Annotated in this window: 10 protein-coding genes; 8 read left to right on the top strand and 2 right to left on the bottom strand. The window is 72.6% G+C overall.

The features are described from left to right. The first annotated feature begins 15 nt into the window (after positions 1-15). From JQN83_RS06050 to JQN83_RS06015, 8 genes are all read left to right on the top strand, one after another. Complete coding sequence (locus JQN83_RS06050; RefSeq protein ID WP_208566047.1) at positions 16-1,005, top strand: EamA family transporter; 990 nt, start codon at positions 16-18, stop codon at positions 1,003-1,005. Positions 1,006-1,051: 46 nt separating this feature from the next. After that, positions 1,052-1,879 (top strand): IclR family transcriptional regulator, encoded by an 828-nt coding sequence (locus JQN83_RS06045; protein ID WP_208566046.1) that lies wholly within the window; start codon positions 1,052-1,054, stop codon positions 1,877-1,879. Further along, positions 1,876-3,141: a CaiB/BaiF CoA transferase family protein gene (locus tag JQN83_RS06040; protein ID WP_208566045.1), complete on the top strand. Its 1,266-nt coding sequence runs from the start codon at positions 1,876-1,878 to the stop codon at positions 3,139-3,141. The genes JQN83_RS06045 and JQN83_RS06040 overlap by 4 nt, the downstream gene beginning before the upstream one ends. 35 nt (positions 3,142-3,176) lie before the next feature. After that, positions 3,177-4,016, top strand: a complete 840-nt coding sequence (locus JQN83_RS06035; RefSeq protein ID WP_208566044.1) for a cyclase family protein — start codon at positions 3,177-3,179, stop codon at positions 4,014-4,016. Continuing rightward, positions 4,009-5,475 (top strand): MmgE/PrpD family protein, encoded by a 1,467-nt coding sequence (locus JQN83_RS34060; protein ID WP_208566043.1) that lies wholly within the window; start codon positions 4,009-4,011, stop codon positions 5,473-5,475. Before JQN83_RS06035 ends, JQN83_RS34060 begins: the two co-directional genes overlap by 8 nt. Further along, positions 5,472-6,935 (top strand): dihydroorotase, encoded by a 1,464-nt coding sequence (locus JQN83_RS06025; protein WP_208566042.1) that lies wholly within the window; start codon positions 5,472-5,474, stop codon positions 6,933-6,935. Before JQN83_RS34060 ends, JQN83_RS06025 begins: the two co-directional genes overlap by 4 nt. A 5-nt stretch (positions 6,936-6,940) precedes the next feature. After that, positions 6,941-7,837 (top strand): HpcH/HpaI aldolase/citrate lyase family protein, encoded by an 897-nt coding sequence (locus JQN83_RS06020; RefSeq protein WP_307799050.1) that lies wholly within the window; start codon positions 6,941-6,943, stop codon positions 7,835-7,837. A 282-nt stretch (positions 7,838-8,119) separates the two neighbouring features. Beyond that, a complete protein-coding gene (locus tag JQN83_RS06015; protein WP_208566041.1) occupies positions 8,120-9,025 on the top strand; it encodes a hypothetical protein in 906 nt (301 codons plus the stop codon). A gap of 69 nt (positions 9,026-9,094) precedes the next feature. Here JQN83_RS06015 and JQN83_RS06010 read toward each other — a convergent pair whose 3' ends face one another. Together JQN83_RS06010 and JQN83_RS06005 are read right to left on the bottom strand one after the other, a co-directional pair. Then, on the bottom strand, positions 9,095-10,690 hold the full coding sequence (locus tag JQN83_RS06010; protein ID WP_208566040.1) for a class I SAM-dependent methyltransferase: 1,596 nt from the start codon (positions 10,688-10,690) through the stop codon (positions 9,095-9,097). Positions 10,691-10,874: 184 nt separating this feature from the next. Next, positions 10,875-13,694 carry a M14 family zinc carboxypeptidase gene (locus tag JQN83_RS06005; protein ID WP_208566039.1) on the bottom strand — a complete coding sequence of 940 codons (2,820 nt, stop codon included), beginning with the start codon at positions 13,692-13,694 and terminating at the stop codon, positions 10,875-10,877. Positions 13,695-13,739 lie beyond the last annotated feature (45 nt).

Raw genomic sequence — 13,739 nt, 5'->3', positions numbered from 1 at the left:
CGGGGGTCCGGGTCGATGGCCGGCGCTGACCGGGCGACCGTCGTGGCCGCCCGGCCACCGGCGGCACCCGGACGCCTGGGTGAGCCCGCCGCCACGGCTGTCGGTCTGGGCGCGGTCTACCTGCTGTGGGGCTCCACCTACCTCGGCAACCGGATCACCCTGGAGAGCCTGTCGCCGATGGTGTCCACCGCCGGCCGGTTCCTGGCCGCCGGGGTGCTGGTGTGCACGGTGGTGGCGGTCCGGCGTGGGCCGGGCCGGCTGCGGCTGCCCCGGGCCCAGTGGCCGGGGGTCGCCGCCGGGGGAGTCCTGATGGTCGGCGCGGGCAGTGCCCTGCTCGCCGTCGGTCAGCAGTACGTCGCCTCCGGACTGGCCTCCCTGCTGGTCGCCGCCATGCCGCTGTGGGTGCTGCTGATCCGGCTCGGCTCCGGTCAACGCCCCCGACCGGCGGCGGTGGCCGGGGTCCTGGGTGGACTGGCCGGGCTGGCGTTGCTGCTGGTCGCCGCCCCCGGCCAGGGGTTGCACCTGGCGGGTATGGCGACGATCGTGGCGTCGACCGTGGTGTGGGCGCTCGGCTCCACGCTGACCCAGCGGCTGGCCGTGCCGGCCGACCACCTGGTCGGCACCGGGTGGCAGATGCTGGTCGGGGGTGCCTGCGTGGCGGTCGCCGGCCTGTTCGCCGGCGAGTGGCACGACCTGCGCCCCGCCGAGGTGACCACCCGGTCCTGGCTGGCCTGGCTGTACCTGATGCTGGTCTGCACCGTCGTCGGCTTCACCGTCTACACCTGGCTGCTGCGCCGTGCCCCGCTGCAACTGGTCGCCACGTACGCCTATGTGAACCCGGTGATCGCGGTCCTGCTCGGCATGGTGGTGCTCGACGAACGGCTGACCGGCCGGCAGGTGCTCGCCGGCGTCGTCGTGCTCGCCTCGGTGGCGCTCGTGGTGGCGGTGGAACGACATCGACAGTTGCGAGGATTGCCGCCGGGCACCCCCGTGACGCCACCGTGAGCGGCGGTCCGTGCCCACCCCGCGTACGCCGACAGTGAGGACTGACATGACCACCACCCCCGTCATCGCCCGGGACGACAGACCGGTCCGCTCCGGTCTCGGGCGGGCGCTCGACGTCATCAACATCATCGCCGGCCGGGCGCCGGAGACCCTCGGCGTGTCGACCATCGCCCGGGAGCTGGGGCTGCCGAAGGCGGTCGCGTACCGCATCCTCAAGGAGCTGGTGGCCGACGACTTCCTCAGCTTCAACGAGGAGACGAAGCGCTACCGGCTGGGCACCGGGGCGCTCGCGGTGGGCCTGGCGGCGCTGCGGGCGCTGGACGTGCCGGAGATCGCCCGGCGGTACCTGGTCCGGCTGGTCCGGGGCACCGGGGAGACCGCCACCCTGTCGGTGCGGCAGGGCTGGATCAGGGTCTACATCGACCAGGTGCTCTCCCCGCACGAGGTGCGCATGTCGGTCTCCCTCGGCACCAGCCACCCGCTGCACTCGGGGTCGTCGTCGAAGGCGATCCTGGCCGCGCTGCCGGCGGTCGAGTTGGACGAGTACCTCGGGCAGCCGCTGGACCGGGTCACCCCGTCGACGATCACCGACCCGGACCTGCTGCGCGCCGAACTCGCCCGGATCCGCCGGCAGGGGTACGCGGTGAGCCTGGGCGAGCGGCAGAACGGGGCCGGCAGTGTCGCCGCCGCCGTCCGGTACGGCACCGGTCAGGTCTTCGGCTCCATCTCGCTGTGCGGGCCGCAGGACCGGTTCACCCCGCAGGTCTGCGCCGCGCACGGTGCGCTCGTGGCCGCCGCCGCCGGTGAGATCTCCGGCGAACTCGGCTTCCGGCCGCCGATGCCGCGCTCCGGCGGGGGAGAGGGGACGTCATGACGACGACCGACGACCGACCCGACCCGACCCGGTCCGCCGCCGACCGGCCCGGTGCCGCACCACCCGGTGACGGGCCGCTGACCGGCCTGCGGGTGCTGGACGTGTCGACGATCCTGGCGGGTCCGCTGTGCTGCCAGATCCTCGGTGACTTCGGTGCCGAGGTGATCAAGATCGAGCATCCGACCGCCGGTGACAGCATGCGCGGGCACGGCAAGTCCCGCGACGGCCATCCGCTGTGGTGGAAGGAGATCTCCCGCAACAAGCGCACCGTCGGGCTGAGCCTGTCCGCTCCGGAGGGTGCCGCCCTGCTGCTGCGGCTGGCCGCCCGCGCGGACGTGCTGGTGGAGAACTTCCGCCCCGGCACGTTGGAACGCTGGGGGGTCGGCCCGCAGGAGCTGCACCGGGTCAACCCGGGCCTGGTGATCGCCCGGATCACCGGGTTCGGGCAGACCGGTCCGTACGCCGGGCGGGCCGGTTTCGGCACCCTCGCCGAGGCGATGAGCGGCTTCGCCCACCTCACCGGTGCCGCCGACGGCCCACCCTCACTGCCGGCGTTCGGGCTGGCCGACAGCATCTGCGGGATCGCCGCCTCCTCGGCGGTGATGATGGCGCTGTGGCACCGGGACCGCACCAGCGGTGCGGGGCAGGTGATCGACATGAGCCTGCTGGAGCCCATCATGACCGCCGTCGGCCCCGGCCCCACCGTCTACGACCAGCTCGGGATCGTCGAGCAGCGCAACGGCAACCGGTCGGTCAACAACGCGCCCCGCAACACGTACCGCACCAGTGACGGCGCGTGGGTGGCCGTGTCGACAAGCGCCCAGGCGATCGCCGAACGGGTGCTGCGGCTGGTCGGGCACCCCGAGGTGATCGACGAACCGTGGTTCCGTACCGGCGCCGGCCGGGCCGGGCACGCCGACGAACTCGACGCCTACGTCGGCGGGTGGATCGCCGCGCGGACCCGCGCCCAGGTCACCCGGGCGTTCACCGAGGCTGGCGCGGCCGTCGCCCCGGTCTACGACGCCCGGGACATCGTCGAGGACCCGCACGTCCGGGCCACCGACATGGTGACCACCGTGGACGATCCCGACCTCGGGCCGATGCGGATGCACAACGTGATGTGGCGGATGTCCGGCACCCCGGGACGGGTCCGCTTCACCGGCCGCGCCCTCGGCGCGGACACCGACTCCCTGCTGGTCGACGAGTGTGGCTGCGACCCGGCCGAACTCGCCGACCTCCGAGCCCGCCACATCGTCGCCTGACGGTGTGGCCGTAACCCGCTGAAACGTGAGGAACCGTGACGACCACCGCCCGACACGCCGACCGGCTGCTCGACGCCGTCCGCGCCGGCGTAGCGATCTACGACCTCGGCCGGCAGCTCTCGATCGGCATGCCGCAGTCGCCGAACCATCCGCCGTTCTGGCTCAGCATGCCCCGCCGCCACGGTGACATGGTCCGCGCCGACGGTGGGTCCGCCGCCAACGACCTGCTGGTGATGGGGACCCACGTCGGCACCCACGTCGACGCGCTGGCCCACGTCTCCCACGACGGCCGGCTGCACGGCGGCGCGGACGCCGCCGCCGCCCAGGCCGGTGGGCGGTTCACCGAGTTGGGTGTGCACACGGTCGCGCCGATGGTGCGCCGGGGTGTCCTGCTCGACGTCCCCGCCGCGCTCGACCTGCCGGACTGCCCGCCCGGCTACGAGATCACCCCGGCCGACCTCGACGCCGCCGTACGCCGCCAGGGAACCCCGGTGCAGGCGGGCGACGTGGTGCTGATCCGCAGCGGCTGGGGTCGGCACTTCGACGACGAGGACCCCGGCCGGTACGTCGGCCGGGAGTCGGGTGTGCCGGGCATCAGCACGGCGGGCGCGCAGTGGCTGGCCGCCGCGGGGGTGCACGCCGCCGGTGCGGACACCATCGCCTTCGAGTGCCTGCGTCCCGGCCAGGGACACAGCGCCCTGCCGGCACACCGGGTGCTGCTGGTCGAGCACGGCATCTATCTGATCGAGACGATGGCGCTGGAGGAGATCGCCCGCGACGGGGTCCACGAGTTCACCTTCCTGATGGCCCCGCTCGCCCTGTACGGCGCCACCGGCTCCCCGGTCCGGCCGCTGGCGGTGGTCGGTCGTGCCTGAGTCGACCCTCGGACGGCAACTCGCCGTCTTCGCCGCCGAGACCCCCGCCACCGCCCTCCCCGCCGAGGTGGTCGACAGCGTCCGCAACCGGGTGCTCGACGTCGTCGGCCTCTGCGTGGCCGCGGTCGACCTGCCGACCAGCCGGGCCGCCCTGGAGCATGTCCGGGAGCAGGGTGGCCTGGGCCGGGCGACGGCGATCGGACTGCCCACCCCGGTGCCGGCCCCGCTGGCCGCCTTCGCCAACGGGGTGCTGGCGCACTCCCTCGACTACGACGACACCCACCTGCCGTCGGTGCTGCACCCGAGCGCGTCGGTGGTGCCCGCCGCGCTCGCCGCCGCCGAACTCACCGGTGCCTCCGGCGCGGAGACGGTCGCCGCGATCGCCGTCGGCCTGGAGGTCTGCGTCCGGCTCGGGATGGCCGGTTACGACCGGGCCGCCGGCAACTCGGTCTTCTTCGAACACGGTCAGCACGCCACCTCGATCTGCGGCACCCTCGGTGGCGCGGTGGCCGCCGCCCGGCTGTTCGGGCTGGACGGCGACCGGACCCTCGACGCGCTCGGGGTGGCCGCCTCGATGGCCGCCGGCCTGATCGAGGCCAACCGCACCGGCGGCACGGTCAAGCGGATCCACTGCGGGTGGGCGGCCCACTCGGCGGTCACCGCCGCCAGCCTGGCCCGGCACGGAATCACCGGCCCACCGACGGTGCTGGAGGGGCGCTTCGGCTTCTTCGAGGCGTTCCTGCGCGGCGAGTACGACCCGGCGGAGATTGTCCGTGGGTTGGGCGTCGACTGGGCGGTGCCGGACATCTTCTTCAAGCCGTACCCAGCGAACCACTTCACCCACGCGGCCATCGACGCCGCCCTGGCCCTGCGGGCGCGGGGGGTGACCCCGCAGGACGTGGCGCAGGCGACCCTCGGGGTGCCCACCCCGGTGATCCGCACGATCGGTCAGCCCATCGACCGCAAGCGTCGTCCCGCCACCGGCTACGAGGCGCAGTTCAGCGGCCCGTACGCGGTGGCTGCGGGGCTGCACGGCGGTGGCGTGCTGGGCGTCGGCCCGGACGACTTCACCGACGCCCTCGCGGTCGAGGAGTCCCGCCGGGCGGTGATGGACCGGGTGGAGGTGGTGCCCGACGCGCGCTGCGACCGGATCTTCCCGTACCAGTTCCCGGCCGTCCTGCGGGTGGTCACCCACGACGGGCGGGAGTGGACCGAGGAGGTGCTGACCAACCGGGGCGGACCGCAACGCCCCCTGTCCCGCGCGGAGCTGGCGGTGAAGTTCCGGCACAACGTCGCCGGCCGACTGCCCGAGGAGGTCGCCGCGTCGGTCGAACAGGAGATCGGCCGGTTGGACCGGGCCCCGGACGTCCGGCGGCTGACCGGGCTGCTCGCGGCGGCCGTACCGGCAGCGGCCACCGCGGTGGCCACCCACGACACACCCCGAGGAGTGAAAGCATGAGTACCTACGACCTGCTGCTGCGCGACGTCCGGGTGGTCCGGCACGACCGGCCCGACGCCGAACCCGTGGACGTGGCGATCACCGACGGCCGGATCAGCCGGGTCGCCCCGGGGATCGAGGCACGGGAAGCCGCCACGGTGCTCGACGGCCAGGGAAGGCTGGCCTTTCCCGGCGTCATCGACGCCCACCAGCACTGGGGCATCTACAATCCGCTGGGGGAGGACACCGCCTCGGAGAGCCGGGCATCGGCCCAGGGCGGCGTGACAACGGCGCTGACGTACATGCGCACCGGGCAGTACTACCTCAACCGTGGTGGCCGGTACGCGGACTTCTTCCCGGAGGTGCTGGCCGCCTGCGAGGGCCGGTCGCACATCGACTACGGCTTCCATCTCGCCCCGATGATGCGCGAGCACATCGGGGAGATCCCGGAGTTGGTCGAGCGGTTCGGGGTGACCTCCTTCAAGATCTTCATGTTCTACGGCGGGCACGGCCTGCACGGTCGCTCGGCCGACCAGAACTCCTTCCTGATGATCCCCGACGACGAGCGGTACGACTACGCGCACTTCGAGTTCGTGATGCGCGGCGTGCAGGCCGCCCGGGAACGCTTCCCCGACCTGGCGGCGCAGATCTCGCTGTCGTTGCACTGCGAGACCGCCGAGATCATGAGCGCCTACACCCGGCAGGTGGAGCAGGAGGGCCGGCTGACCGGGCTGGAGGCGTACCACGCCTCCCGGCCGCCGCACTCCGAGGGGCTGGCGGTCTCGATCGCCTCGTACCTGGCCCACGAGACCGGGCTGCCGAACGTCAACCTGCTGCACCTGTCCTCGGCCAAGGCGCTCGACGCCGCGCTGCGGATGGCCGAGGCGTTCCCGCACATCGACTTCCGCCGGGAGGTCACCATCGGGCACCTGCTGGCCGACATCACCACCGCGCACGGCCTCGGCGGCAAGGTGAACCCGCCGCTGCGTCCCCGCGAGGACGTGGAGGCGCTCTGGGCGCACCTGCTCGCCGGTCGGGTCGACTGGGTGGTCAGCGACCACGCCTGCTGCAAGGACGAGGTCAAGTTCGGCCAGCCGCGCGACGACATCTTCCTGGCCAAGTCGGGCTTCGGTGGGGCCGAGTACCTGCTGCCGGGTCTGGTGACCGAGGGCCGGCGGCGCGGCCTGCCGCTGTCCCGGGTGGCGGCGCTGACCTCGTGGAACCCGGCCCGACGGTTCGGCCTGGCCGGCAAGGGCGCGATCGCCGAGGGGTACGACGCCGACCTGTGCCTGGTCGATCCGGACAGCGCCTGGACGGTCCGCGCCGAGGACTCCGAGTCCACCCAGGAGTACACCCCGTTCGAGGGGTTCGACCTGACCGCCCGGGTCACCGACACCTTCGTGCGGGGCGCGCACGTCCTGGTCGACGGCAAGGTAACCGGTGACCCGCAGGGCCGCTACGTGGCCCGGACCGCGCGGTAGGGGGCGTGGTGCGGCCCGTCGCGCGCAGCTACCTGTACGTCCCGGGTGACCGGGCGGACCTCATCGGCAAGGCCCCGGGTCGGGGGGCGGACGCCCTCGTGCTGGACCTGGAGGACGCCGTCACCCCGGCCCACAAAGAACAGGCCCGCCGCACGGTGGCCGACGCGCTCGCCGACGTGACCGACCCCGGGCAGCGGTGGGTCCGGATCAACAGCGACCAGGTCGAGGCGGACGTGGCGGTGCTGTCGGCGGCGGCGGCCGGCGTGTGGGTGCCCAAAGCGGAGCCGGAGCTGCTGCACGAGGTGGACCGGGCGCTCGGCGCGGCGGAACGTCGACTCGGGCTGGCCGAGCGCACCTTCGGTGTGGTGGCCCTGGTCGAGACCGCCCGTGGCGTGCTGACCGTCGCGCAGGTCGCGGCCGCGCCCCGGGTGCTGCGGCTGGGGCTCGGCGAGGCGGACCTGGCCGGGGAACTGGGCCTGCAACCGGGGCCGGACCGGGCCGAGTTCGCGCCGATCCGGTCGCAGGTGGTGGTGGCCTCGGCGGCGGTGGGGATCGTCGCGCCGGTCGGCCCGGTGGAAACGGCGCTGCGTGATCCGCAGCTGCTGGAACGCACCACCGGCATCCTGCTGCGGCAGGGGTTCCGGGCCCGCACCGCCATCCACCCGGGTCAGCTCGCGACGATCAATGCGGCGTTCACCCCGACGGCGGCAGAGGTGGCCGCCGCCAGAGCGGTGCTCGACGCGTGGGAACGGGCCGGTCGGGAGGGTTCAGGGGTGGCCACCGACGCGGCCGGCCGGCTGCTCGACCGGGCCGTGGTCCGGACCGCCACCGAGGTGGTGAGCCGTGGCGAACGGTCGGCCGGGCGGCCGGCGGGTGCCGATCACCGAGATGGCGAGCAATGATCTACGTCACATTGTGAACCCTTCTCGCAGTGGCTGGCACGGAAGGCACGTTCCGGGCCGAATCCCTTTTCCGTGCCCTACATTCGGCGCCCAGCGCTCCCGTTTCGGTGGCGGCGTTCCCGCCGACGAAACACCACCGGACACACACCGTTACCTCGTCTCACCCCGCGTGGTCGACCGGGGTTGATTGCCACCCGACAACGAGCGCCTCGGTTTGTGCCGCTCACTACCCTGACCGATGATCCAGTGCCTGGGTACCGTCGACAGCGATAAGGGCTTCAGATGAGCAACAGTCACCCTCCGTACGGAGAACAGCCGGATCCGAACGTCACCCCGTGGAGCGGGCCACCGGCCCCGCCCGCCGGTTACCCGGCGTACGGCCAGCCGGGCCAGGCCCCGCAGTACGGGCAGGCCCCGCAGTACGGGCAGGCCCCGCAGTTCGGTGTTCCCGTGCCGCCGCAGAAGTCGAACCGGGGCCTGGTCATCGGCCTCATCGTCGGCGCGGTGGTCCTCATCCTCGCGCTCTGCGGCGCCGGGATCGGGCTCGCCCTGGTCGGTGACGACGAGGCCGACCCGACGCCGGACCCGGTCGCGACCACCGCTCCCGGGCCCGGGACCGGCAGCGGCACGGACACCCCGCCGACCGCGCAGCCGTCCGAGTCGTCGCCGGAGCAGCCGAACAACAACAACAACAACAACGCGGTGACTGCGCGCTACTCCAGCGACCTGTCGTCGGTCTGCGACGGCAGCCCGATCCTCAACGCCGCCACCTACAGCGGCCCGACCACCGCCAAGGCGTACGTCTTCTCGAACAACCCGGAGCGGCCGACGTTCTGGTCGTCGAAGCTGGTCGGCTCCGACAAGCGGTACTACGCCAAGTCGGCCGACTTCACCACCGTGTCGGTGGTCGGCTGCATGTCGATGGTCCCGGGCAGCGAGGGCGCGCCCAAGAAGTGCGACTACAAGGCGAGCGACGGCAAGAACGTCAGCGTCTCCTACATCTCCTCGCGCTACCAGCTGACCTTCTTCGCCGCGAAGACGGCCGAGAAGATCGGCGACGGCGGGGTCGTCAACGCCCCGGCCACCCGGTGCCCGAGCTTCATCTCGTACAACAAGACGACGATGAAGGCGTACGCGGCCCCGGACAGCGGCACCATCGAGGCCGCCCTGGACAAGTTCCTGTCCTGACCGGCTCCTGACGGCGGTGCCGGGGGCGGGGGGATTCCCCCCGCCCCCGGCCTTCCGTCTCCCGCCGGATCAGGTGTTGACCGGCCGGCGGGCGACCAGCAGCACGTGCGTCACCGGCCAGTCCAGCGGGCTGCCGTCCAGCGCGGACAGCTCGGCGGTCGGCGCGAGCCGGTGGGTGACGATCCAGTCGTTGCGGTACGGGCCGCTGGCGGGGTCGACCTCGAAGCCCACGTCGGCCAGCAGCGCCTTCCAGTCGGCCCACTCCAGCCCGCAGAACTCCTCCTGCGTCTCGGACAGCCAGTTGTCGGTGTAGTCCTTGCGGGTGAGGAAGTCCATCGCCGAGCCGAGCGGCAGCTCGACCACCGCCCCGGTACCGTCGTCGACCGGGCGGAACCCGAACGGGAACCGGTAGTCGACGGCGAACTGGTCCAACCGGGCCCGCGTCGACAGCCCGGCGAGCCGCTCGGCCACCTGGTCGGCCGGCAGCGCCGCGAGGTCGGGGTGGGGCCGGGCCGGGTTCGCCCCGTCGGTCGTCGACAGCCGCAGCCGTACCGTCCGGTCCCGGCCGTCCGGTCCGCACACGTCACTGTTGATCCACACCCCGCCGGGCACCGTGTGGTCGTAGATGGCCTGCACGAACCGGCGCAGCGACGCCATCTGATCGCCGTACGACCAGATCTCGTGGGTCAGCGCGAAGGTCATCGTGGTGTCCACCGAGCGGGGCGCGAACACCGCCCCGCCGAGCACGTTGCGGCGGTAGAAGAACACGTTCGGGTTGGCGAAGAAGCCCTGTGCCTTCTTGTGCACGCACTCCTCGTAGAGGTGCCGGGCCACCTCGACCCCGATCAGGTCGCTCTCGCGCAGCGTCGGCTCCCGGTCGGCCAGCTCCAGCACCGCGCCCGCGCCGCAGCCGACGTCGACGATCCGGCCGGGCCGCACGTGCTCGCGCACCGCCGCCCACTTGCGCTGCGCCGCATCGGCGAACGCCTCGGCGTACGTGCGGTAGTCGCGGGTGGCGGTCAACCCGCCCTCGTCCCCGACCACCGGATCGTTGACCACCGAGCGGACCAGGTCGTCGAGCCGGTAGCGGGCGTAGACGTCGAGGGTCGCCGGGTGGGCCAGCTCCCGCCACGACGGGTCGTCGGCGGCCAGCCCCAGCAGCACGTCCCAGGGCCGGGCGGGGGTCGGGTCGACGTCGGCCTCCACCCCGGCGATCGGGAACCCCAGCCCGGCGTACATGGCGGCGACCTGCGGGGTCGAGCAGGCGACCACGGTGTTCTCCGGGGTCAGCTCCAGGCCGGCGGTCGCCGCGACGTTCTTCAGGGTCACCTCGGCGAACCGGTCGGTCTCGGCGGTGTCGAAGACCGGCACCACCACCGACCGCAGCCCGGCCAGCACGCTGAACCGCTCGATCGCCGCCTCCCGCCGGTGGTAGGGGACCGGGTTGCGGCGGGTGTTCTCGTGGTTGGCCGAGGTGACCGCCCAGACCACGGTGGCCTCGTCGTCGGTGACCCGGCCGGCGGTGCCGGTCGGCCCGGCGTCGGCACCGGCGTGGTCGCCGTCGGCAGCGTCGGGGCGACCACCGGTGGCGAGCCGGTGCAGATAGTCGGCCTGGAACCGGGTCAGCAGGTGATGTCGGCCGGGAAACAGCAGGTAGCGGGGCATGCACCGTTCCTAGCCGACGTCGGATCACCGGCTCCGCGCGGGGTGCCCGGGGGCGAGTGGCCGGCCCGGGCACCCGCGCGGATTGCCCGGGGCGGGTGGCCGGCCCGCCACCGGACCGGATCGCCCGGGATGCCCGGGCGGGTGGGGGCGACGCCGCACGGCGTCGCCCCCACCCTGACGGGTGCTAACCCACCACGGAACGCAGCGGGACCTGTTCGGCCCGCAGGGTGCGGACCAGGTCACCCAGGAACGGGTGCTCGTCGACCTGCAGACCCGCCGGGTTGGGGATCACCAGGTACGCCGAGCCGCCCGCCACGGTGACCCGCGCGGTGTCGGTGTACCGCTGCACGACCGCCTCGGCGCGGGCCAGGTCACCGGCGGCCACCTGGAGGGTGAACGGCCGCCACTGTCCGCCCAGGTTCTCCGCCACCGGTGCCGCCGCCGCGGCGGCGCGGGCCGGGTCGACCGGCACCGGCGACGCGGTCCGGGCCGCCGGGCCGCCACCCGGGTAGAGCAGCGCGTTGGCCACCAGGTGCAGGCCACTCTCGTTGTACGCCCGGAACAGCGGGTTGAACGCGAACAGCACCGCCCGACCGGCGCCGGTCGGCTCGTCCACCACCGCCACGGTGCCCTTGAGCGCGTCACCCTGCACGGTGTAGCCGTTGGCCCAGAAGGTGTCCCCGCTGGGGTAACGCAGCACGTTGCGGCCGGTGCTGCTCGGGGTGAGGATCGGGTCGTTGTTGTTGAACTCGAAGTCCTCCGCCGGCCGGCCCAGCCCGACCGGGCTGTCCGGGTCCACGTCGACCCGCAGGTGCGAGCCGATCACCGTGTAGCCGGTCGGCTTCGGCTTCTCGGTGGTGGAGGTGAGACCGGCGGCGCGGGCCATCCGGGTGCCCTCGTTGCGCAGGCCCAGGTAGGTGTGGCCCTGGGCGATCCAGGCGCGCAGGTTGGCCTGCCCGGTCGCGGTCAGCCCACCTGTCGCGTTGCTGCCGTCCGGCACCAGCAGCACCGTGCGGCCGGTGAAGGCGGGGGTGTTGTCGTTGATGTCGGCGGTGGTGACCGGGGTGAGGTCCAGGCCCCACCGCTTGCCCAGCACGTACCGGGCCTCGCCGTGCGAGCCGGAGGTGGTGGAGATACCGGTGCCCTGGAACAGGCCGACGTCCGGCCGGCTGATCGGGGTGCCGACGGCCGCCGTGGTGTACGGGGTGAGCGTGACGCCCAGCTTCTTGGCCGTGGTGTTCAGCTCCGGCGTCAACGCGCCGGCCGGCATCCCCACCTCGCCGCTGTCCAGGTCCCGGACCAGCTGCACGTCCTGACCCAGCAGGGTGAAGGTGAACTCGGCCGCGGCGGCGGAGTCCAGCGCGTAGGTGTAGGAGCCCTTCAACGGCGGCGCGGCGAGGATCTTGCCGCCACCGGTGTTCTGGATCTTGTCGATCAGCTCCGCGTTGGGCTTGACGTCCGCGCCGGTGTAGACGGCGTTGAGACCCATCAGCAGCGGGTTGCTCCACGACGACACGTCATAGAAGTACGGGAACGGCGTGTACGGGTCCTCACCCATGATCGCCTGGATCCAGTGCTTCTGCGGCTGGTTCATCGGGATCCAGTACGACCCGACCGGCACGGTCAGGTTGGTCGCCGAACGGCCACCGAAGAGCTTCGCGGTGGGCAGCTTGACGGCCTTCTTCACCTGGTAGACCTCGACGTCCATCCGGCGCAGCCGCTCGACGAGCTGGCGGGCGTCGGCGAGCTGCCGGTCGGGCAGCAGGAAGTACGACCGGACGGTCTGCGCCGGCACCGGGAACTGCACGGTGTTGGTCGGCTGGACCACCTCGTTGGGCTCCAACGTGCCGGCCCGGCCCTGGGCGAGGGCGTCCTTCCAGATCTTGAACCAGCCGGTGAGCACCTCGACCTTGTGTGCCGCCGCCCAGCCCAGCGTCGACCACTGGGTGTGGAACTGCTGCTGCACCCGGTCGGCCACCGCCGACGAGCTGCCCTTCTCGAAGGTCATGCCGGCGGCCCCGAAGCCGGCGGCCGGCACCGTGTCGCCGTACCCCATGAAGAACAGGTCGTAGGTGGAGTAGTTGAAATAGCACTCCGTGGTCACCGTGGCGTCACATGCGCCGTTGTAGCCGAAGCCGGCCTTGTTGGCCTCGCCGATCCGGTTGATCCAGTCGACCGCCTCGCCGGAGATCTCGTGGTGGATCGGGTCGGCGTTGGGTGGGAAGAAGTACTGCCGGCCGCCCATCTCGTGCGCGTCGATGAAGACCTGCGGCGGGTACTTCCGCATCAGTTCGAGCTTGCCGTCGGTCTCCTGCTGGGTGCGGGCGAACCAGTCCCGGTTCATGTCGAAGCCGTACTCGTTCTGCCGGCGGCTGGCGTCGCGGCCGTCCGGGTTCTGCGTCGGCACGATGATGGTGACCAGGTTGTCGTTGCGCTGCTGGACCTCGCAGGACAGGCCGGCGGCCAGCTCGTACAGGGTCTTGAGGGCGGCGTCGGTGCCGCTCTTCTCGCCGCCGTGCACGTTGGCCGTCACCCAGACGATGGCCGGCGCCGCCTCGGCGATCTCACCGGCCTGCTGCTGGCCGAGCACCCGGGGGTCGCGCAGCGAGCGGACGTCCTCGGCGATGCCCTTGAGTACGGCCGGCCGCACGTTGCGCTCGTTGGACACGATCGCGTACGGCAGCGGCTGGCCGAGCACACTGGTGCCCATCACGCCGGTGACGACCCGCTTCGACGCGGTGTCCACGGCGGTGAGGTAACCCCGCACCTCCTCGTTGGTGACCACCCGTTCCTGGCCGGTGCCGAGCGGGAAGCCGAGGAAGCTCTCCGGGCTGGGCACCGAGGCCAGCCGGTCGGTGGGATCGGTACTGCAGGTCGTCGGGGGTGCCGCCGCGGCGGGCGGGCCGACCAGCAGGGCGGTGATGCCGGCCAGCAGGACGATGGCGGCGGCGCTGGCCAACCGCTGGCGGGAAAGCGATGCGGAGCGGATTATCGGCGTTCGCATGAGGCGTTTCGTTTCCCTTCCCGGGAAATGAACCAAGGGTGCCCG

The organism is Micromonospora antibiotica, assembly GCF_017599305.1.
Classification (GTDB): Bacteria; Actinomycetota; Actinomycetes; order Mycobacteriales; family Micromonosporaceae; genus Micromonospora; species Micromonospora antibiotica.
The sequence above is the reverse complement of the archived record's forward strand: the minus strand, read 5'-3'. Positions and strand labels throughout refer to the sequence as shown.